This is a genomic window from Paraburkholderia haematera (genome assembly GCF_905220975.1).
GTDB classification, from domain to species: Bacteria; Pseudomonadota; Gammaproteobacteria; order Burkholderiales; family Burkholderiaceae; genus Paraburkholderia; species Paraburkholderia haematera.
The window spans coordinates 316,778-336,393 of the sequence record NZ_CAJNBK010000004.1 but is presented as its reverse complement, the minus strand read 5'-3'; the positions used below and the strand labels follow the sequence as shown (position 1 = coordinate 336,393).

At 62.3% G+C, this 19,616-nt stretch carries 18 protein-coding genes; 7 read left to right on the top strand and 11 right to left on the bottom strand.

Annotated features, from left to right (window positions below):
- Positions 1 to 11: 11 nt before the first annotated feature.
- Positions 12 to 1,205, bottom strand: coding sequence for an acyl-CoA dehydrogenase family protein (locus KHO23_RS11225; RefSeq protein ID WP_211611078.1), 1,194 nt, complete (start codon positions 1,203 to 1,205; stop codon positions 12 to 14).
- A 138-nt stretch (positions 1,206 to 1,343) separates the two neighbouring features.
- A complete protein-coding gene (locus tag KHO23_RS11220) occupies positions 1,344 to 2,498 on the bottom strand; it encodes an LLM class flavin-dependent oxidoreductase (RefSeq protein WP_211611077.1) in 1,155 nt (384 codons plus the stop codon).
- A 319-nt stretch (positions 2,499 to 2,817) separates the two neighbouring features.
- Between KHO23_RS11220 and KHO23_RS11215 the strand changes: the two genes are divergently transcribed.
- Positions 2,818 to 3,168 (top strand): VOC family protein, encoded by a 351-nt coding sequence (locus KHO23_RS11215; protein ID WP_211611076.1) that lies wholly within the window; start codon positions 2,818 to 2,820, stop codon positions 3,166 to 3,168.
- Positions 3,169 to 3,259: 91 nt separating this feature from the next.
- On the opposite strand, the gene KHO23_RS11210 is transcribed toward KHO23_RS11215, so the two are convergent.
- Positions 3,260 to 4,441 carry a helix-turn-helix transcriptional regulator gene (locus KHO23_RS11210; protein WP_211611075.1) on the bottom strand — a complete coding sequence of 394 codons (1,182 nt, stop codon included), beginning with the start codon at positions 4,439 to 4,441 and terminating at the stop codon, positions 3,260 to 3,262.
- A gap of 308 nt (positions 4,442 to 4,749) precedes the next feature.
- Between KHO23_RS11210 and KHO23_RS11205 the strand changes: the two genes are divergently transcribed.
- The 4 genes from KHO23_RS11205 (at position 4,750) to KHO23_RS11190 (ending at position 8,695) form a co-directional block, all read left to right on the top strand.
- A complete protein-coding gene (locus KHO23_RS11205; RefSeq protein WP_211611074.1) occupies positions 4,750 to 5,700 on the top strand; it encodes an alpha/beta hydrolase in 951 nt (316 codons plus the stop codon).
- 20 nt (positions 5,701 to 5,720) lie between these two features.
- Positions 5,721 to 6,524 carry an enoyl-CoA hydratase/isomerase family protein gene (locus KHO23_RS11200; protein ID WP_211611073.1) on the top strand — a complete coding sequence of 268 codons (804 nt, stop codon included), beginning with the start codon at positions 5,721 to 5,723 and terminating at the stop codon, positions 6,522 to 6,524.
- Between the two features lie 67 nt (positions 6,525 to 6,591).
- Positions 6,592 to 7,827, top strand: a complete 1,236-nt coding sequence (ribBA, locus tag KHO23_RS11195) for a bifunctional 3,4-dihydroxy-2-butanone-4-phosphate synthase/GTP cyclohydrolase II (RefSeq protein WP_211611072.1) — start codon at positions 6,592 to 6,594, stop codon at positions 7,825 to 7,827.
- A 7-nt stretch (positions 7,828 to 7,834) separates the two neighbouring features.
- Positions 7,835 to 8,695, top strand: a complete 861-nt coding sequence (locus KHO23_RS11190; protein ID WP_211611071.1) for an SDR family NAD(P)-dependent oxidoreductase — start codon at positions 7,835 to 7,837, stop codon at positions 8,693 to 8,695.
- A gap of 123 nt (positions 8,696 to 8,818) precedes the next feature.
- Here the strand turns inward: KHO23_RS11190 and KHO23_RS11185 are convergent, their stop codons facing one another.
- The 8 genes from KHO23_RS11185 to KHO23_RS11150 form a co-directional block, all read right to left on the bottom strand.
- Positions 8,819 to 9,109 (bottom strand): hypothetical protein, encoded by a 291-nt coding sequence (locus tag KHO23_RS11185; RefSeq protein ID WP_211611070.1) that lies wholly within the window; start codon positions 9,107 to 9,109, stop codon positions 8,819 to 8,821.
- A gap of 242 nt (positions 9,110 to 9,351) precedes the next feature.
- Complete coding sequence (locus KHO23_RS11180) at positions 9,352 to 10,206, bottom strand: ABC transporter ATP-binding protein (protein ID WP_211611069.1); 855 nt, start codon at positions 10,204 to 10,206, stop codon at positions 9,352 to 9,354.
- A complete protein-coding gene (locus tag KHO23_RS11175) occupies positions 10,194 to 11,042 on the bottom strand; it encodes an ABC transporter permease (protein ID WP_211611068.1) in 849 nt (282 codons plus the stop codon). The genes KHO23_RS11180 and KHO23_RS11175 overlap by 13 nt, the downstream gene beginning before the upstream one ends.
- Positions 11,039 to 12,067: an ABC transporter substrate-binding protein gene (locus KHO23_RS11170; protein WP_211611067.1), complete on the bottom strand. Its 1,029-nt coding sequence runs from the start codon at positions 12,065 to 12,067 to the stop codon at positions 11,039 to 11,041. Before KHO23_RS11170 ends, KHO23_RS11175 begins: the two co-directional genes overlap by 4 nt.
- 310 nt (positions 12,068 to 12,377) lie before the next feature.
- Positions 12,378 to 13,139 carry an ABC transporter permease gene (locus tag KHO23_RS11165; protein WP_211611066.1) on the bottom strand — a complete coding sequence of 254 codons (762 nt, stop codon included), beginning with the start codon at positions 13,137 to 13,139 and terminating at the stop codon, positions 12,378 to 12,380.
- Positions 13,136 to 14,062 (bottom strand): ABC transporter ATP-binding protein, encoded by a 927-nt coding sequence (locus tag KHO23_RS11160; RefSeq protein WP_211611065.1) that lies wholly within the window; start codon positions 14,060 to 14,062, stop codon positions 13,136 to 13,138. Before KHO23_RS11160 ends, KHO23_RS11165 begins: the two co-directional genes overlap by 4 nt.
- A 139-nt stretch (positions 14,063 to 14,201) precedes the next feature.
- Positions 14,202 to 15,818 (bottom strand): tannase/feruloyl esterase family alpha/beta hydrolase, encoded by a 1,617-nt coding sequence (locus tag KHO23_RS11155; RefSeq protein WP_236066803.1) that lies wholly within the window; start codon positions 15,816 to 15,818, stop codon positions 14,202 to 14,204.
- A 59-nt stretch (positions 15,819 to 15,877) separates the two neighbouring features.
- The gene (locus tag KHO23_RS11150) at positions 15,878 to 16,984 is read right to left on the bottom strand and encodes an OpgC domain-containing protein (protein ID WP_211611063.1); all 1,107 of its coding nucleotides are present in this window, start codon (positions 16,982 to 16,984) and stop codon (positions 15,878 to 15,880) included.
- Positions 16,985 to 17,363: 379 nt separating this feature from the next.
- On the opposite strand from KHO23_RS11150, the gene KHO23_RS11145 reads away from it, so the two are divergent.
- The gene (locus KHO23_RS11145; RefSeq protein ID WP_211611062.1) at positions 17,364 to 18,551 is read left to right on the top strand and encodes an acyltransferase family protein; all 1,188 of its coding nucleotides are present in this window, start codon (positions 17,364 to 17,366) and stop codon (positions 18,549 to 18,551) included.
- A 189-nt stretch (positions 18,552 to 18,740) separates the two neighbouring features.
- Positions 18,741 to 19,535 (top strand): TSUP family transporter, encoded by a 795-nt coding sequence (locus KHO23_RS11140; protein WP_211611061.1) that lies wholly within the window; start codon positions 18,741 to 18,743, stop codon positions 19,533 to 19,535.
- Positions 19,536 to 19,616: the final 81 nt, after the last annotated feature.

Here is a 19,616-nt window from a genome sequence, read left to right as displayed (position 1 = left end):
GGCGGCATCCATCAGACGAAGAAATCGGTGTTCGGGCGTCCGAGCATCACGGCGCCGAGGTTCTGGCCGAAACGATCGAGGTTGTTGGCGTAGTGCGCGCGCGCCGCATGCAGATCGAGAAAGCGGCGCACCAGCGGATTGCGGTTGTAAATGCCGTTGCCGCCCGCGTAGCGCAACAGCGAATTAGCGGCTTGCGCGCAGCGCTCGGCCACTTGCGCGGACTGATAGCGGAAGTGCACGCGCCGCTCGATCGATACCGCCGGGCCACCATGGGCCGCGGCGAGCAGCTCGCCGAAGTTACGCATCAGCAGCACTTTCATTTCGTCGATCGCGACCGCCGCGTTGGCACAGGCGGTTTGCGCGCCGGTGTCGTCGGTGGTTTTCGCGCCGCTGTTGGCACTAATGCGCGTGGCCGCGTAGGACGTGAAGTCATCCAGCGCGCCTTCCAGTGCGCCGATGCACGCCGTGCACACCGCGCGGACGAAGATCTGCGCGAACGGCAGATGGAACAGCGGCGCATCGTTTACCGCGAGGCCGGGGCTCGTGCCCATCATGCCGTCGACCGCCTTGTGCGTGCGATAGTCCGGCACGAATGCATCGTTCACCACGATGTCGTGGCTGCCGGTCGCGCGCAAGCCCAGTACGTCCCAATCCTGTTCGATCGTGTAATCGGTTTTCGGCAGCAGGAAGGTACGGTATTCCGGCGGCTCGCCTTCTTTCGCCGGCGGCACCAGCGCGCCGAGAAAGACCCAATCGCAGAGTTCGCTGCCGCTCGAGAACTTCCAGTGCCCGGACAGACGGAAGCCGCCTTCAACCGGCGTCACCCGGCCCACCGGCATATAGGTCGACGCAATCAGCGTGCTTTGATCCTTGCCCCACACGTCCTGCTGCGCGCGTTCGTCGAACAGCGCAAGCTGCCAGTTGTGCACGCCGACCACGCCGTACACCCAGGCGGTCGACATACAGCCGCGCGCCACCGCCATCTGAATCTCGAAGAAGGTTTGCGGATCGAGTTCGTAGCCGCCGTAGCGCTTCGGCTGAAGCACCTTGAAAAAGCCGGCCGCCTGAAAATCGGCCACGGTTTCAGCGGGAATCCGCCCGTTCGCCTCGGCTTGCGCGGCGCGCCCGGCTAAGACCGGCGCGAGCGCTTCGGCGCGGGCGATCAGTTCGGCTGCAAGGGCGTTCGAATCGTTGTCGCGATGCACGGCTGTCTCCTGTGTCGCGCGAGGGGTGTCGCGCCTATTTTGTTGGGTTCATCTTCGAGCGCCGGCTGCGGCGTCGCATCGTCTGAAGAGACTAGCGACGCCCGCCTCGCCCGCTGTTTTGCAGCAACTGCATCGACCTTATGCGGCGGCTTGCGCCTTCTGCTTTTCGTCCTTCAGTCGATTGAAGTACGGAATCACGTGCTCGCCGATATTGCGGATCGTTTCGAGTTGCGCTTCCTGGGACACCGTGCCCATCTGGCAGAGGAACAGCACTTCATCCACACCCGCTTCCATCAGGCGGCCCACATAGCCGATGCAATCGTCGACGGTGCCGTAAGCGTGATTCGGGTTCATCATCGAAAGCGCCGGGTCGCTGAAATCGACCACCACCTCCTCCGACGCGAAGCGCGAGCGGATCACCATTTCGCCGGTATTGCCCTTCACGAGGTCGTCGCCCCAGCTATCCGGGTTCGGACGCTCGCCGCCGGTGTACCAGTAAGCGAGCGACTCCATGAAATAGCGCTGGCCGCGAATGCCGATCTTGCGGGCCGCCTGCCCATCGCTCATCACCACGGTCGGGCACAGGGCCGCCAGGTGCTGCGTCGGACGGAAGCCCACCTGATCTTCAGGCTTGCGCGTGGCCCACGCCTCGCGGTAGATCGCGTTCTTCTTCGCGACTTCGTCGGGGCCGCCGAAACCGAGCACCAATGCGCCGAGGCCACGTTGACCGGCGCGCAGCAAGCCGTCGTTGTTGGTACATGCCATGTACATGGGCGGATGCGGGTCCTGAAACGGCTTCGGGTGAATCGGCCGTTTAGGAATCTTGATGTATTTTCCGTCGTGCTCGATCTCGTCCTGAACGAACATTTTCGGCACGAGGTACATCGATTCGTCGATCATCGGTTGCAGCTCGGCGAGGTCATAGCCGAATGCGCCTGCTTCCTGCTGGCTGCCGCCTTTGCCAACGCCGAAATGCACGCGGCCACCCGACAGAATGTCGAGCATGGCCACGCGTTCGGCCACCTTGATCGGATGATTCATCGCGGGCGGCAGGCAGATCACGCCGTGGCCGAGGCCAATGCGGGTCGTACGGCCGGCCAGATAGGCAAGGAAGGTTTCCGGCGCGCTCATATGCGCGTAGTTCGTCAGCGACGTGTGTTCGACGCACCAGACGGTATCGAAACCCATCTGTTCGGCGAGCAACGCCTGCTCGACGGTCTCCTTGAATACCCGGTGATCGCCTTCCCGCGAAGCGTCCGTGGTCTGGGCTTCGTAAATCAGAGAAAACTTCATTGCGTGCGTCTCCATGAATTTTGGACTGTGCTGAAACGGGCGGTCCGCTCCCGACGCATCGATTCCTACGATGTTCGTGACGGTCCACGGAATGAAGTTTCAGTTCGCGCGTGCGGCCCGGCATCGTCTATTTGGATTAACGGTGTGCGCTTTGGCGTAGAAGCTTTGATCGACCGCGCTTCTTGCTGCATTCAGGGCGGCCTCTATTGCCGTATTTTTCCTGCTTCGGCTAGTCCGATTGGACCTCGTGCAGCCATCGTCCGTGACGCTACGATCGAACCGCCATACAACGCGGCTCAACGGATGGGAGTGCAATGCAATGAAGGCTTCGATGATGCTGTACCCCGTCGACACGATCGATGCGGCGCTGCCGCTCTTTGTCGACGGGCTGGGATTGACGGTGAAGTTCCGCGACGGCGAACGCTATTGCGCGCTGGATGGCGCAGCGCTGACTATCGCACTGGTGGCGGGTGAAGAACGGATAGTCGAACGCGCGGCACTGGTGTTTCGCCTGGACGAAAACGACGACCTGTATGCAGCCATGGCGCGTGTGGTAGCGGCGGGTGCGTCAGTGCGCGTGCCGGTCCAGCAAGGGCCGCACGAATGGCGGGCGGTGCTGGAGGACAAGAACGGCGCGCTGCTGGTGTTGTCGCAAAAGCGCGCGGTTTAAGGGTTTAAGGGGTTCGAAGGTGTACCGCGCCCGATACAGGCGCGGTACAGGGCACAAATGGCACGTATTGCACGCGTTCGTTCAGCTGCGTTCAGCCAAGCGGCACCACACTGCCCAGCAGGATGCGCACGAGCGTGGCCTGACGCGTCACGCCCGTCTTCGAGAAGATCGCGCGCAGATGAGCCCGCGCGGTGTTCTTGCTGATGCCTAACTCTTCGGCGGCCTCTTCCAGCGTCAATCCATTGGTCAACAGCAACGCAAGCGAAGTCTCCGCGGGCGTGAGATCGAACAGCTTGCGCACGATCTCCTGCGAGCCCTGCGATTTACGATCGGGATCGCGCAAAAACAGCACGGTTGCCGGGCGGCGCTTGTTGTCCTCGGACCAGTCCGATAGCGGAATCGTGCGGACCAGCACGCCGAGTTTCGGCTTATCGCAACCACGCGTGATCGGCATGGCTTCGACAATCGGCGCGGCGGTGCCGAAGTGCCCCATCAGTGCATGGCGCACCAGACGTTGCAGATTGCGGTTCTCCTGGCTGTCCGTCGCCTCGACGTTGCCGTGCACGACACGCAGCCCGTTGCCCTGCGCGAGAATCTCGTCGGCCACGCTGTTGGTGCGCATGATCGTACCGCTCTCGTCGAGCGTCACCGTCCCCACCAGCATCCGGTCGATCGCGCTCGCGTAGAGCGTGCGCTCCGACTCCACGATATCGAGCCGCGAATGCAGTTCGACGGCACGCCGCAAGTGCGGCAGCAACAACGCGCAAAAGGCCTTGTCCTGTGCGGAAAAATGCTTCGCAGCGTGACCGCGGCACACGCGAAACCGGCATTCGACGCCGGACTCCGTGCGCAGGTCGGCACCCATGATGTAGCGAATGTCAGCCGGCTTCAGAAACTGCTTGTAGAGTTCGCTGGTGAGCCAGCCCGTGTCGCCGAATACCTCGTCGACCGTGACCACGCGATCCGCCGGCAAACCGACGAACGGGTCGAGCGAATAGTAGTAGTTGTTGTATGACGCTTCGCCCGGCACACCGGACCCCATTTCGGATGCGTGCACCATCAGGCCGCGCCGGTCGCTCGAAGGCGAACGCAGAATCAGGGTGACATAGCTCGCGCCGAGCGAGGTGCGAACCAGCTCGAGCGCACCCGCCCACGGTGTGCTTTCCAGCGCCCCTTGATAAATGCGTGCGGCCAGTTCGCTGAACTGCGCGACGCTCACCCCGGCCAGTTCACTCATGGCCTGGCCTTCTTCAGAGGCCCATTTCGTCTCCATCAACACTCCGTCCTCCATGCGATCTTGCATCGCGTCGCCAAGCTTAAGGGCCGATCTGTTTGCCGGCATCGGGGGAAGTACTTAGCTGACACAAGTTTCGCTGAGCGTGCGAACGAACTCTCGTCCAATCGGACGATGCCCCCTTAAAGCCGCCGCGATTCAATGCCTTCAGTGTTGCGGCGCGCGCGCCGAATGACTCGATTTGTCCACAGATTGGCGGTCCGTTCGCGGGCCAATGCGCGTCTTGCGTGGCCGCATCGCTTATACCCGGTATAGCCGCTTTCATGACTGTTTTCTCAGGAGACCCGATGGCGCTCGATCCCCAGGCGCAGGCCGTGCTCGCCGCTTTCGCCGGCATGCCCCCACTCGATTTCGCGCAACTCACCGCGCCGGCTTACCGGGCCATGCTCGCCGCAGGCGGCGCTTTTGCGCCCGGCGACGCCATTGCGGCCGAAGAAGATCTGATGATTCCCACCGCAAGCGGTCCGATTGCTGCGCGCCTCTACCGGCCGGTGCCTCAGGGTGGCAACGAGAACGCTCTCCTGCCCCTTACTGTCTTCTTTCACGGCGGCGGCTTCGTTTCCTGCGGGCTCGATACCCACGCAAACGTATGCCGTTGCCTCGCACAACGGGCGCGAACGGTCGTGCTATCGGTCGATTACCGGCTTGCGCCGGAAGCGCGATTTCCGGCCGCCGCACTCGATGCGTGCGACGCCGTGCGCTGGGCCGCGTCCAACTCAGGCGATTTGCGCGTGCGTCCTGGCGCGCTTGCCGTTGCAGGCGACAGCGCAGGTGGCAATCTTGCAGCGGTAGTCGCGCAGCAGTTGCGTCATAGCGCCGTGAATATCGCGCATCAGATGCTGTTCTATCCCGTGGTGGATTGCGCGACCGAGCATCCTTCATACGAATCGATGGGCGACGGCTATTTCCTGACGGCGGACATGATGCGCTGGTTCAAAAGCCAGTATTTCGCGCAGGGCGCCGATCGTGCCGATCCACTCGCCAGCCCGCTCGCCGCGACCGATCTCACGGGCGTGGCCAGCGCCACTATCATCAGCGCCGAATGCGACCCGTTGCGCGACGAGGCGGAGCACTATGCCGCGCGTCTCGCGCATGCGGGCGTGCTCACGACTCATCTGCGCTGGCCGGGGCAGATGCACGGCTTCGCCAGTTTTCTCGGCGCGCTCGATGCAGCCGACCATGCACTCACGCTGGCAGCCCGCTCATTGCGCCTTGCGCTGCACGTCCAGAACACCTGACTCCGTTCACCAGAAAAGACATGACTGCATTAATCCGCCTCGCGGCCGAAGACGGTATCGCGACGCTTACGTTCGACCGCCCCGAGGCACTGAACGCCCTCAACGAAGCAATGGCGAACGAACTGAACGCCAAGCTCGCACGCCTCGCTCATCACGACGAGATCCGTGCGATCGTACTGACCGGCGCCGGTAACGCCTTTATGGCGGGTGGCGACTTGCAGACCATGCGCGCCGCACTCGACACCGGGCCCGTGGTGCGCGACCGCGCGATCGGCAAACTGGTACGGCTCGCGCAAACCGTGGTCGAGACAGTCGCGGGCTCGCGCAAGCCGGTGATCGCCAGCATCAACGGCGCCGTGGCGGGCTTCGGCTTGAGCCTCGTTGCGGCCTGCGATCTGGCAATCGCTGCAAAGAGCGCGACGTTTACGTCGGCGTATGGGCGTATCGGCACGTCCCCCGACGGCGGCGCGACCTACACGCTGCCGCGCGCGCTCGGCGCCAAGCAGGCCGCGCAATGGATGTATCTCGACGAGCGGCATACGGCCGACGAAGCCCTGCGTGCAGGGATCGTCAATTGGGTCGTACCGGACGAGGAGCTCGCCGCGCAAACGCGTTCGCTGTTGCAGCGAATGGGCGCGCTCTCGCCGGATGCATTCGCGCAAACCAAGAATCTGATCCTGCACGCACCCCAGCGCAGTTTCGCCGAGCATCTCTACGCGGAACAGCGCAGCTTTCTGCAGTGCGCGGCGGGCGACGATTTCCGCGAAGGCATCGACGCATTCTTCGGCAAGCGCGCACCCGTATTCGGTTCTGGCGCACGTTAAGCGCTTTTCCGCTGTTCCTGTTTGCAGCGACAGCACAAGCAACAAGCAGTAGCACAGGGATCAACCCATGAAACTCGCCACTACCGACGAAATCGTCGCCGAGCTGAAAGCCGGCCGCATGATCATTCTGGTCGACGAAGAAGATCGCGAAAACGAAGGCGATCTGCTGATTGCCGCCGACCACGTCACGCCCGAAGCGATTAACTTCATGGCGCGCTTCGGCCGCGGCCTTGTCTGCCTGACGCTGAGCGCCGAACATTGTGCACGCCTCAAGCTCCCGCCGATGGCGGAACAGAACGGCACGCAGTACGGCACCGCATTCACGGTCAGCATCGAGGCGGCGCAAGGGGTCACCACCGGCATCTCCGCCGCCGACCGCGCGCACACAATCCGTACGGCGATTCAGCCGGATGTGCGCGCCGAGCATCTGGTGCAGCCCGGTCACGTGTTTCCGATCGCGGCGCGCCAGGGCGGCGTACTGGTGCGTGCCGGTCATACTGAAGCCGGCTGCGATCTCACCGCGCTGGCAGGCTTGACGCCGGCTGCGGTGATCTGCGAAATCATGAACGACGACGGCACGATGTCGCGCCTGCCGCAACTGATCGAATTCGCCGAACGCCATGGCTTGAAGATCGGCACGATTGCCGATCTGATCCACTATCGCAGCACGCACGAGTCGCTCGTCGAACGTGTAGGAGAACGACCGTTGCACACGCCGTGGGGACCGTTCCGCGCCATTCAGTATCGCGACACCGTGCGCCACTCCACGCATCTGGCGCTGGTGCGCGGCAATCCCATGCCCAATGTGCCGGTGCTCACACGCGTGCACGAATGCTTTTCGCTGCTCGATCTGCTCGATGCCGAACCGTCCGCGCATTCGTGGCCGCTGCACGCGGCGCTGCAAAAAATCGACGCGGCCGGATGCGGCGTGGCGGTCCTGCTCGACTGCGACATGCGCGCCGATGCGATGAACCACACCAGCACCGGCAACGGCAATGGCAATGGCAACGGCACGCCGGTTCGCAAGGACGGCCGACTCTCCGGGATTGGTTCACAGATCCTGCGAGACCTGGGCGTGCGTCGGCTGAATGTGCTGTCGAGTCCATTCAGGCTGCCGGCGCTCTCCGGGCACGAACTGGAGATCATGGCGTTCATCCCGCTTGGCGAAGCGGATCTGGACAATCCGCACGCCTTCGAACGCGCGCCTGCCACGCCGGGGGGCTCGGCACCGCTTCGGCCCGCCGCGGCGATGCCGGCAAGCGCGCCGCCCGCGTCATACGAACTCGAAGCCTCTTCATGGTGAACTCCCGATGACTCAAAAATCCTATGCAGCCCTCGTCACCGGCGCCTCACGCGGCGCCGGCAAAGGTATCGCGCTCGCCCTCGCCGCGACGGGCGCGACGGTCTACGTGACCGGGCGTACCCAACGCGAAGGCGACGCGCCCTTGCCCGGCACGGTGCACGCGACGGCGATCGAAATCGACAGGCTCGGGGGCAAAGGTATCGCCCTCACCTGCGATCACGCCGACGACCAGCAAGTAGCGGAAGTGTTCGACTACATCCGTCACAACAGCGGGCGCCTTGATATCCTCGTCAACAATGCCACGGTATTGCACGATGAACTGATTCGTCCCGCGCCGTTCTGGGAAAAGCCGCTGGACCTCGTGGATATTCTCGATGTCGGCCTGCGCTCGGCGTATGTCGCGAGCTGGCATGCCGCGCAGATGATGGCCGAACAAGGCGACGGGCTGATCGCATTCACGTCCTCGTTCGGCGCGAGCTGCTATATGCACGGCGCGGCGTACGGCGCGCAGAAAGCAGGGGTCGACAAGTTCGCGAAGGACATGGCCGTCGATCTGAAACCGTATGGCGTTGCGGCGGTTTCCATCTGGATGGGCATGCTGCAAACCGAGCGCACCGCGCGCGTGATTGCCGAGCACCCCGAACAGTATGCGGGCTTCAGCGAACTTGCCGAGACGCCGCAATTCACGGGACGCCTGATCGATGCGTTGTATCGCGACCCGCAGCGTCAGCAGAAATCCGGTCTCGTGCTGGTCGGCGCGGAGCTTGCGCACGAGTATGGCATCACCGAACTCGACGGCCGCCGGCCGCCCTCGCATCGCGAGGCGCTGGGCGGGCCGGTGCAGGCGCATCCGGCTATCGTGGCCTGATACACGGCGCGGCACGCGTGGCGCAGCGGTTCCGATCGCTGTGCCGCGCGGTTGCCTATCCCGTCCTGCTGTGCCCCACCGCTTCGTGCCTCTGCTTCGTGCCTGCTTCCGCGGCACGGGCAACTAGAAACCGCTCACCACCAACGCATACACGAGCGCCGCTCCGCCCACTGCGCCGAGGAAGGTGAAGCACTGTTCGTCCGAGCCCGAGCGGCGTGCCCAGATTCGTCCAGCCAGCGCAGCCAGGCCGGTGATCCCCAGAAACATCGACAGCGACGAACCGGCCGTACACACCATGCCGGGAAACTCATCGTTCCAGGCGCATTCGTAAAGCTGGCGCATGGATACGCCGACCACGCCGATCGCGACCAGCAAACCGGCAATCAGGCCATCCCGCTGAACCCTGGTTTTCATCTGCACCCCTCCCGCATCACACCACCCTCATCCCGCTCGTCCCCATCCCTACACGCGGTTCCAACGCCTGCCGCGTGGCTGTGCGCCTCGATACGGCGGACGAAAAGCCTTGTCGCGCCGTTCCAGGTTCATACCGTCATTGACGGCGATTGGACGCGTGCGGGCATCGTCCGGATGGACTAAGGGGATTGCCTGAGGGGTTGCATGAGGGGTTGCACGAGGGATTACCCGATACGGACGAGTCAGGCTTCCTCGTCGTCAGCGTCGCTGTCGTGGAGCAGGCTCAGCACGCGCCGTTTGATCGCGATGAAGCCGGGATCCATCACCATATCGAGCGAACGCGGCCGCTCGATCGGGATTTCAAGCCGCTCCCTGATGCGCCCGGGACGCGCCGACATCACATATACGCGGTCGCCGAGCAGGATCGCCTCGTCGATATCGTGCGTGACGAACAGCACGGTCTTGTGCGTGCGTTCCCAGACTCGCAGCAACAGTTTCTGCATCTGCGCACGGGTCTGACTGTCGAGCGCGCCAAACGGCTCGTCCATCAACAGCACCTCGGGATCGTTGGCGAGCGCGCGAGCAATCGCCACCCGTTGCATCATGCCGCCCGACAACTGCTTCGGATAGGCATCGACAAAATGGCTGAGGCCAATCTCCTCGACGTAATGCGCGACGATTTCGGCGCGCTCTTTTGCGGGCATACGTCGCCGCCGCAAACCGAATTCGACGTTCTGCCGCACCGTCAGCCACGGAAACAGGGTGTACGACTGAAACACCATGCCGCGGTCCGCACCCGGCTGCGTAACCGTGCGCCCGCCCACCACGATTTCGCCCGCGGTCGGCTGTGCCAGCCCCGCTGCCAGATACAGCAAGCTGGACTTGCCGCAACCGGAAGGCCCGACGATCACCGCGAACTCTTTCTCCGGCACATCGAGCGACACCTTGTCGAGCGCGATCGTCGTGCCGCCGTGTCCGTTCGGGTAGTGCAGATCGACGTCGATGGCCCGTAATTTCGCTTCGGGCACGGGCTTATGCAACGGTTCCACTTGCCCGGCGACCTCGGGGCGCCTCGCCAATGCAGTTATTGCGCCCATGGAGCCACCTTTAGTTTGAGGATGCGAAACGCCTGATCGGTGATAAGACCGAGCAGCCCGATGATGCCGATCGCCATGAAAATCACGTCGACCTGAAAGCCGCGCATCGCTTTCATGCTCAGATAACCGAGCCCGCTCGACGCCGCCACCAACTCGGCGACCACAAGATAGGTCCATGCCCAGCCCATCGTCACGCGCAAGGTGTCGAGAATCCCCGGCACGCTAGCCGGTGTCAGCACATTGAGCAGCACATCGCGGCGCGACGAACCCAGCGTGTACGACGCGTTGAGCAGTTCCTTCGACACGCCTCGCGACACATCGGCCACCATCACCAGTTGCTGAAAAAACGTGCCGAAGATAATCACTGTCACGCGCTGCTCCAGGCCAATGCCGATCCACAGAATGAACAGCGGCACGAAGGACGTAACCGGCAGATAGCGCATGAAGTTGACGATCGGTTCGAGCGCGCCCTGGACGATGCGAAACGTGCCCATCAACATGCCGATCGGAATCGCCAGCAAAGACGAAATCGCAAAGCCGATCAGCACGACACGGACACTGGCGAACACGTGCTCGCCGAGCGTGCCATCCGCGTATAGCCGCTGTGCGGCATCGAGCACCGCGCCCGGCGACGGCAGGAACATCGAAGGAATCACGTTCCCATAGGTCAGCAGCGACCAGCCGGCCAGCACCACCAACCACACGGCGATGCCGACCGCGAGCAGCACGGCACGCGGCACGTCGGCCTTGGGCGTCAGACAGACGTCGATCAATGAAGGCCCGCGCCGCCGTGCCGCGGGTGGCGCTTTCGCAGGGTTAGGCAGGGTCGTGCTCATTGCGGCACCTTGGCGCTGGCGAACGTGGGATCGACGAGCATGTTGTAGTCGACGGCGATTTTCTGTTTGCCCAGATCGCTCCAGATGCTGCTGCCGAGTGTGATGACCTTCTCGACCGAACCCGGCTTGGCCGCGGTGCCGAGCAGGCCGACGTTCATCGGTTGATCGTAGAAGCGCACGCCTTTGGCGGCGTCGGCGAACGCTTTCGGATCGGCCAGGTAGCCGCCCACGCCCTTCGCCATGATCGCGTAGGCCTTCTCAGGGTTGGCCCTGGTGTAAGCCACGGCCTTGTAGATGCCGTCCACCAGCGCCTGCACGTCCTTCGGGCGGTTTTTGATGACATCGCAATTCAGGGTCACCACGTCCACAATCACGCCAGGCGTGGCTGAACTGTCGATCAGCACCTTGCCCTGCTTGTGCTCACGCACGAAGGTCAGATGCGGTTCCCACGTCACCGCGGCCGGCACGCGTTTGGCGATAAAAGCGCTCGCGGCGTCGTCAGCGCTCATGTTCTGGATCGTCACGTCCTTGATCGACATGCCGCGCTGTTTCAGCAGATACGCCAGCCAGAATTGCGATACCGAACCTTCACTCATGGCGATCGGCTGCTTCTTCAGGTCCGCGAAACTGTTCACGCCGTCGCCCACCAGCACGCCGTCGCCGCCGTAGCTTTCGTCGAGTGCGATCACGCTCTTGAAGCAGAAATTCGGCGAGCGGAATTTCATCACCTCGTCCACCGTCGAGGCGGAGCCGTCGATCTTGCCCGACGCCTGCGCTGCCATGTAGATCGAGGCATCGTCGATCGTCTTCAGGTCGACGTCGAGCCCTTCCTGCTTGAAGTAGCCGAGATCGCGCGCGAGGTACAACGTGCCGTAGCCGACCCAGGTGGTGTGGGCAATCGTCAGGGTTCCCGCGTTGGCGGCCGGCGCGGCGAACGCGGCGAAGGCCGCGAGGGTCGCGAGTGTTGTTGAAAGCAGCGTGCCGGCAGCCGTTGCCGCGGCGCGGCGTGTCAGTGCGTTGAACATGAGCGGGTCCTTGAACGGAGATCGAAGACCGCACGCACCGCGTGCGGATGCACCACTCAGCACCAGCCATGCACCGGAATTGCGAATCGCTCAAGATTCCTTCGTACCTGAATCCTGAGCCATACACGGCATGAACGATGAGTGACGCACACAGCGTAGCGCCGCGCCATCATTGATCAAAAATTGTTTTCCTTGCCTGAATATAGTTTTTAATTATGCAGGCGAAAACGTAGTGGAGTCGGCGCCGCTCTGCGACTGCGAGGGCGCGATCCGGGGCGAACCGGCCGTGAGCCGGTTCGCCTCAAAGCGGTTAGCTCTTGAGTCGATACCCGGTCTTGAAGATCCACGCCACGATCACGAGAAACACCGCCAGAAATAGCGCGGTCATTCCGAGGCTGACTTCGACATCCACGTCGGCGAGACCATAGAAGCTCCAGCGAAATCCGCTGACCAGATAGACGATCGGATTGAACAGCGTCACGATCTTCCAGAACGGCGGCAACATATTGACCGCGTAGAAACTGCCGCCGAGGAACGTGAGCGGCGTGATGATCAGGAGCGGCACGAGTTGCAATTTCTCGAAGCTATCCGCCCAGATGCCGATAATGAACCCGAGCAGACTAAAGGTCACCGCGGTGAGCACCAGAAACAGAATCATCCAGAACGGATGCTGCACTTGCAACGGCACAAACAGGCCGGCGGTAGCCAGAATGATCAACCCGAGCAGAATCGATTTGGTAGCCGCCGCGCCCACGTAGCTCACGACGATCTCAAGATACGACACCGGCGCCGACAGCAACTCGTAGATCGTGCCGGTAAAGCGCGGAAAATAAATACCGAACGACGCATTCGAAATGCTTTGCGACAGCAGCGACAGCATGATCAGACCCGGCACGATAAACGCGCCGTAGCTGATGCCGTCCACTTCCTTGATTCGCGAACCGATGGCCGCACCGAACACGACGAAGTAAAGGGACGTGGATATCACCGGCGCGATGATGCTCTGCATCAGCGTGCGCCAGGTGCGCGCCATCTCGAACTTATAGATCGCGCGAATTGCGTAGATGTTCATTGGTTACCTCGGAGCAGACTGACGAAGATGTCTTCGAGCGAGCTTTGCGTCGTATGCAGGTCTTTGAAGCGGATGCTGGCATCGTCGAGCGCTTTGAGCAACGCAATGATGTCGGTGCGTCCGCCGTCGCCCTCATACGTGTAGGTCAGCTCGTTGCCACCCTTGGCGACATCCAGCCCATAACCGGCCAGCGCCGGCGGCACCTCCACGAGCGGACTCTCCAGTTGCAGCGTCAACTGCTTCTTGCCGAGTTTGCGCATCAACTCCGTTTTCTCTTCCACCAGCATGATCTCGCCCGCATTGATCACGCCGATGCGGTCGGCCATCTCTTCGGCTTCGTCAATGTAGTGCGTGGTGAGAATGATCGTCACGCCGCTGGCCGTAAGCGAGCGCACCAGCTTCCACATGTCGCGGCGCAACTCGACGTCGACACCTGCCGTGGGTTCGTCGAGAAACAGCACGCGTGGTTCGTGCGAGAGCGCTTTTGCAATCAGCACACGGCGCTTCATGCCGCCCGACAGCGTAATGATCTTGCTATTGCGTTTTTCCCACAGCGACAGATCACGCAAGATCTTCTCGACGTAAGCGGGATTTTTCGGCTTGCCGAATAGCCCGCGGCTGAACGAGACGGTCGCCCAGACGGTTTCGAACGAGTCGGTGGTGAGCTCCTGCGGCACGAGGCCGATCAGCGAGCGCGCGCCGCGATAATCGGTCGCAATGTCGCGGCCGTCCACCATCACGCTGCCAACGCTCGCATTGACGATGCCGCAAATGATGCTGATGAGGGTGGTTTTGCCCGCGCCGTTGGGCCCGAGCAAGGCGAAGATTTCCCCGCGATTGATCGCCAGATTGATGTTTTTGAGTGCATGAAAACCCGTGGCATAGGTTTTCGACAAATTCGTGACCGAGACGATAGGCTGCATGGATTCGACGATGGCAGACACCGGTATTGGGTTGGTAGGAGGCGGCGCGAATGCGCGGCCGCACCCGCAATGTAATTGAAAGTGAGAAAGCGTGCAGCGCAACCCCGATATTCTGTAGAAGCCGGCAGGCCGGAGCCTGTCACGGTTCGGCGCACGCGAAACTGCTGGCGAGGTTCACGTTGCCCTTGCCGCTGTAGCGGGGAAACAGCGGGTAGCGGCACAACGGACGCGAGCGTCCGTTGGTTGCGGCCGCAATATCCGTCGCGGTCAAGGTTTCGGGCGATACGCCACGCGTCACCCAATTATCGAGCGCGCCCAGCAAGTCCACGGATGGGATGAACACCCCGCTGCCATGTTGAAAACCCGGCACCATATAGAGCCGCATGAACGCATCGACCTGGTCGACGCCGAACCGATCGATCAGCGCTTCATAGTAAGCGATGGTCTGGTTCGGGCTGATGACTTCGTCGGCGAGGCCTTGCAGCGTGATGAGCTTGCCGCCGTGGGCGATATAGCGTCCAAGGTCGGGGTTCATCGCGCCGATCGTCTGGGACAGCGCGACAAGCTGTCCGCGATATTTGCCGGGATAGAGCGGGTCGAACCTGAGCGAGTCGAACGCCGCGTCCCGCGTCACGAAATAGCGAATGTAGCCGTCGCCCTGTGCGAACAGGTAGCCGTTGGCGAAGAAGCTCGGCACCGGCAAACGCTCGGGTTGATGCGCGAGCCCGAGCAGGCCGGTCAGATGCGTGCCCTGAAAAACGTTGTACCCGCGATAGCCGGTGACGCCCCACGCCAGCCTGTAGGGCAACGAAAGGCCGTCGCGCATGACCAGCAAGGTGGCGAGTTGCGCGTCGGTGAGGCACGTCTCGTGCGAAGGAGCGCGTCCGGCGCAGCGCAGCGAGGCGATGATTTCCGGTTCGTGTTCCCGGCAAGCGGCAACGTCGCTCACGATGCCGTCCGCCGCGCCGTCGAGCCGGTCGCAGACCGCGAGCGTGCGTTGTACCACGTATTCGAGCAGTGGCGGTGGAATGAAACCACCGGGTGTCGCATATTCCGCCTGACCGAGCTTCACGCCCATCAAACGTACGCCCGAAAAATTGAGCGCGGGCGAATTGGCGATCACGCCGTCGTAGTCGTCGGGATAGCGCTGCATCACGGTGTAGCCTTCGCGGCCGCCAGTCGAGCCGCCGGCGAAATACATGCGCTCCGGCGGCCGCCCGTAAGCGCGCGCAATGAGCGCGAGCGCGGTGTCGTGTGTTTTCTTCAGATGCGCGTGGCCGAAATTCGTCACCGCTTCATCGACGAGGCCGAAAATCGCGAGCGCCGAATTGCCCACATGCCCCGAGTCGTCGCCGAAGGTTGCATAGCCTTGCGCGAGCGGTGCGCGATCCGGGGAGAACGGCATCACGCCCGTACCGCTCACCACCACGCCGTTATAGCCCCCGCCGCCGATCTGCAGCGCGCGGCCGTTCCAGCGGCGCGGCAGATTCAGGTCGAAGCGGATATCGGGCGTGCTGGCCTTGAGCCCTTTGATGCGACCGGTGATACGGCAATATTCGCCGCCTTGCTGATTGCCGGGCGCGGTAGCCGCCACCATCGCCGCGCTTTCGATCTGCACGCCGGCCGTGGGCAAGGCGATCAGTTCAGGTGGCAACACCGCTCCCGCGAATTCCACGCAACGCAGGGCGAGCGGCGCTTCCCTGGCCGCGGCATAGGCCACTGAGGCGCTCAGCCCTGGCATCGCGCCAAGGATCATGACGAGCGTGCGCGAATATCGCTTCAAATGCACAGGGCGCATCCGGCGCACACGCGCCCTCACCCGTAACCCGCGCCGTTGGCAGCGGTGTGCGACTGCGGCCCTTTCCAGTCGTTCCAGCCGCGCGCGATCATGAGTATCGCGCCGATGGCGACCAGATCGCCGCCGAGTCCAATTAGCGTCCCGCGAAAGCCGTGGAACGTATGCGGTGTCGCCGTATCGACGATCAACGACACCAAGGTGCCGGAGACGAAACATACAAGCCCGGTACGACCGACCGTCACCACGGCCGGCAATCGTTGCGCAAGCCATGCGATGCTGCCCACACGCACGAACTGCGCGGCGAGCCAGGCAATGACGATAAAGTTGATCACGCGTTCCACGGAAAGGTTCTGTTTATTCAGGCCGGGCAGCGGCTGCGTCAGTACAAAGAGTTTGACGATGGCGAACGCGAGCACCGCGACCACCGCCGCGCGCGTGAACCAGCGCGCCGTGCGGGTGGCGTGAAAGCGCTCGCTGATGGGCTGCACCCGGCACAGAATGCCGAGCACGAACATCAGCTGCCATGCAAACGGATTAAAAGCCCAGTCGGCCACGTCGTCAATGCTCAATAGTGCGGCCAGCGGCCGGGCGAGCATCCAGACGGCCATGCTCAGGCCCAGTGCCGCGAGCGACGAACGGCGCGCCAGCGGCACCACGAACGGCACGCACAGGGCAAAGACCACGTACATGGGCAGCACGCTCGACAGATACGGCTGGCGCCGCAGCACGGCAATATCGAATGCCTCGTGCAACGGTTGAACCGCGAACGGCTGCCAGCCGGTGAGATCGACCATCGGCGGGTTCAGATGCAATAGCGCGAGGACAGCGCCGGATAGCAGGGTCAATACGGCCGTCAATAGATAGGCGCGATAGATCTCCCAGCAGCGCCTGACGAAGCGCATCGCCGCCGCACTCTCGCCGCGGCCCGCGAGTACCGCCGTATACGCTGCGGCCGACGCATAGCCGCCGAGAAATACAAACACTTCCGCCGAATCGCACAGGGCATACGCGTGCAACATCAGATGCGACAGCGCGCTGCCGGGAATGTGATCCAACACGATGACGATCAACACGACGCCGCGGAAAAAATCCACTTCGATCGAACGTCCGCGACGGCTGTCCATTCAGGTTCTCGCAAGATAGCGCCTGCATGCAAATGCGCCATAAAAAGCGGTCATTTGCCAAGGTTCTCAGTAGGAACTCCATAACAATAAAACGTTCCCATCGATACCGTGCACGACGCCGGCGCGCGCTGACAACCGCCCTTTAAATGCGTGCGAAGTGGCAGCAATCTGAAATTCAGATGTCGGAGTGTCGTAATACTGAGTCGTCATGCCCCAGGTTGATGGAAAGTCTTGCGGCAAGTTTTGCGGCTTTTATTGCGTCCCGCGCGAACACAATCGGTAAAGGCCGCTGAAAAAAATCACCTCTTCCTCTACGCGATTTTTTTCGCTTTTTTTCAACGTAGGATGGATTCTTGCACGCCCGCTGGAAGACAACCCCATGACCAACAACAGGATCGCCGGCTTCGACGGATTGCGCGCGATTGCAGTCCTGATGGTCTTTTTTCAACACCGTTTATTCGGTGACATTGGTGAGATCGGACACCTCGGCGTATGGATCTTCTTTGCGCTGAGCGGTTTTCTGATCATCGGTATTCTGTCCGCGCAACGCACGCGGATCGAAAACAACGGCAGCCGGTTCGGCGCGGAACTGAAGCGCTTTCTGTTTCGCCGCACATTGCGCATTTTTCCGGTTTACTACCTGATGCTGGTGGTGATGTGCGTGCTCATGGCGTTCGGAATGGCGAGCCCAGAGCTCGCAAGCGGCATGCCGTTTCATTTCGCGTATCTGTCGAACTTCTGGATCGGCTCCGTACTGCATTACTGGCCGGGGCGTTACTCGCATCTCTGGAGTCTCGCGATCGAGGAACAGTTTTATCTCGTGTTTGCGCCGTTATTGCTGCTGGTTACGGCGCGGCGGCATCGCGCGGTGTGCCTCGCGATCGTCGCGGTTGGACTGGTTTCGCTACTGGCGATGCGAGCGGCACAATGGCAGGACATCACCGTCTATACACATCCGCTGACCAACTTCTGGTTGCTGGCGTTGGGCGGAATGGGCGGCTTGATGATCGCCGGGAAGGAGAGCCGCTTACGCGTCATGCTCGGACATGGCACGACGCTGTTCGTCCTGAGTATCTGCCTTGTGGGATTTTGCGTGACGGAGCCGACGTGGAGCCGGTTGGGCAGTTCACTCGCCTTCACGATGATTAGCGCCTTGTATGGCGTGTGCATCGCGGCGCTTGTGTGTTCGATTGCGTGCTGCCGCAACGCCGCCGTGATCGGTCTGCTCGAAACCGGCTGGCTCGTGAGTTTCGGGCGCATCAGTTATGGCTTTTATCTCTATCACAACCTGATTCCGGACCTGACCCGCAACCGCCACGCCACGGCGTTCTTCGGCGGCACCGTCCCGATGTGGGCACATGTGGCCGGGATTGTCGCGTCGTTCCTGCTTTCGGTGACAATGGCCGTGCTGTCCTGGCGGCTGATCGAAGCGCCGATTCTTCGCCTGAAGACACGGCGCGCGCAGGCTGGCACGGCCAATCGGATTGCCGGGCAAACACCGCCGCCATTTGCCACTCGCACGGAGCGTGCATTGAGAGATGAACGCGCCGCTTCAGATGTCGCCTGAAACAGATCAACCTTACGTTATGCCTTCATGCGGCATGAGCAAGGGCGCGGTATCATGCGGCCTCACCTGGCCGGCTGCTTCGAACCTTGCGCGACACGCGGGCACTGAACAGGCCGAACGATAAAAACACGCCATTGCCCGCGCGTTCCGGTCCATCGGATCCGCGCGGTTGGCTCGCGGACTTCAGCAATGTTTCATTTCAGTTTCGCCAGTGGCGTGCTCGGCGCGAGCCTGCAGACGCTCAGCCTTTACGCGCTGCTTGGCATCATTGCGGCGCTGTTGCTCGGCGGGATGGTCAAGGGCGTGGTCAGTATCGGCGTACCGCTGGTGGCGATGCCGATTCTCAGCCAGTTCATGCCGATCAAAGAGGCCGTTCTGTTGCTGTCCATGCCAATCATTCTTGGCAATATTCCACAGGCGCTGGAAGGCGGCGACATGCTGCCGACGGTTCGGCGCATTGCCGCACCGCTGATCGGCACGGTGATCGGCAACATCGTCGGCGTGGGCGTATTGATCTCGCTGGCGCCGCATCGCGCGCAGGCTGCCGCGGGTGGATTGCTGATCGTCGCGGCGCTGCTCCTGCTGCTTTCACCGCGGCTTACGTTGTCGCCGGGGTGGGCCAAACCGGCTGGCTTCGTGCTGGGATTCGGTGCGGCGTTGATGGAGAGCATCGCTTCGGTGCCGGGGCCTTTGCTGGCGATGTATTTGATCGCCACGGGCGCCACGGGGAAAGTCTTTACGAAGCAGATCGCGATCATCCTCGTGGTTTCGATCATCACGCTGGTTGCCACGTTTAGTGGCGGTGCGCATGCCAGCTTGAGCGATCTCGTCATTTCGGCTTGTGCGAGCGTGCCGGTGATCGCGGGAATGCTACTCGTACGGCCGCTTAGGGACAGGCTGCCGCCGGCGGCGTTTCGGGTGCTGGTCCTGCTGTTCGTTCTGGGCGCCGCTGCGCAAATGGTCTGGAAATCAGGGGTTCTATAAGGGCCTCGCGCAGCGCATGCCCGGCGAGAACGACAGTTTCGTGGCGATCCTCGACCGGTTGCCCGGCCAGGTCCGAAGGCG

What these genes read in the sequence shown, in the direction of transcription:
- KHO23_RS11145 (WP_211611062.1), top strand. Translation starts at nt 17,364, where the DNA reads ATGACCAACAACAGGATCGCCGGCTTCGACGGATTGCGCGCGATTGCA.
- ribBA (WP_211611072.1), top strand. Translation starts at nt 6,592, where the DNA reads ATGAAACTCGCCACTACCGACGAAATCGTCGCCGAGCTGAAAGCCGGC.
- KHO23_RS11220 (WP_211611077.1), bottom strand. Translation starts at nt 2,498, where the DNA reads ATGAAGTTTTCTCTGATTTACGAAGCCCAGACCACGGACGCTTCGCGG.
- KHO23_RS11205 (WP_211611074.1), top strand. Translation starts at nt 4,750, where the DNA reads ATGGCGCTCGATCCCCAGGCGCAGGCCGTGCTCGCCGCTTTCGCCGGC.
- KHO23_RS11140 (WP_211611061.1), top strand. Translation starts at nt 18,741, where the DNA reads ATGTTTCATTTCAGTTTCGCCAGTGGCGTGCTCGGCGCGAGCCTGCAG.
- KHO23_RS11165 (WP_211611066.1), bottom strand. Translation starts at nt 13,139, where the DNA reads ATGAACATCTACGCAATTCGCGCGATCTATAAGTTCGAGATGGCGCGC.
- KHO23_RS11200 (WP_211611073.1), top strand. Translation starts at nt 5,721, where the DNA reads ATGACTGCATTAATCCGCCTCGCGGCCGAAGACGGTATCGCGACGCTT.
- KHO23_RS11210 (WP_211611075.1), bottom strand. Translation starts at nt 4,441, where the DNA reads ATGGAGACGAAATGGGCCTCTGAAGAAGGCCAGGCCATGAGTGAACTG.
- KHO23_RS11155 (WP_236066803.1), bottom strand. Translation starts at nt 15,818, where the DNA reads ATGATCCTTGGCGCGATGCCAGGGCTGAGCGCCTCAGTGGCCTATGCC.
- KHO23_RS11180 (WP_211611069.1), bottom strand. Translation starts at nt 10,206, where the DNA reads ATGGGCGCAATAACTGCATTGGCGAGGCGCCCCGAGGTCGCCGGGCAA.
- KHO23_RS11160 (WP_211611065.1), bottom strand. Translation starts at nt 14,062, where the DNA reads ATGCAGCCTATCGTCTCGGTCACGAATTTGTCGAAAACCTATGCCACG.
- KHO23_RS11185 (WP_211611070.1), bottom strand. Translation starts at nt 9,109, where the DNA reads ATGAAAACCAGGGTTCAGCGGGATGGCCTGATTGCCGGTTTGCTGGTC.
- KHO23_RS11150 (WP_211611063.1), bottom strand. Translation starts at nt 16,984, where the DNA reads ATGGACAGCCGTCGCGGACGTTCGATCGAAGTGGATTTTTTCCGCGGC.
- KHO23_RS11190 (WP_211611071.1), top strand. Translation starts at nt 7,835, where the DNA reads ATGACTCAAAAATCCTATGCAGCCCTCGTCACCGGCGCCTCACGCGGC.
- KHO23_RS11170 (WP_211611067.1), bottom strand. Translation starts at nt 12,067, where the DNA reads ATGTTCAACGCACTGACACGCCGCGCCGCGGCAACGGCTGCCGGCACG.
- KHO23_RS11175 (WP_211611068.1), bottom strand. Translation starts at nt 11,042, where the DNA reads ATGAGCACGACCCTGCCTAACCCTGCGAAAGCGCCACCCGCGGCACGG.
- KHO23_RS11215 (WP_211611076.1), top strand. Translation starts at nt 2,818, where the DNA reads ATGAAGGCTTCGATGATGCTGTACCCCGTCGACACGATCGATGCGGCG.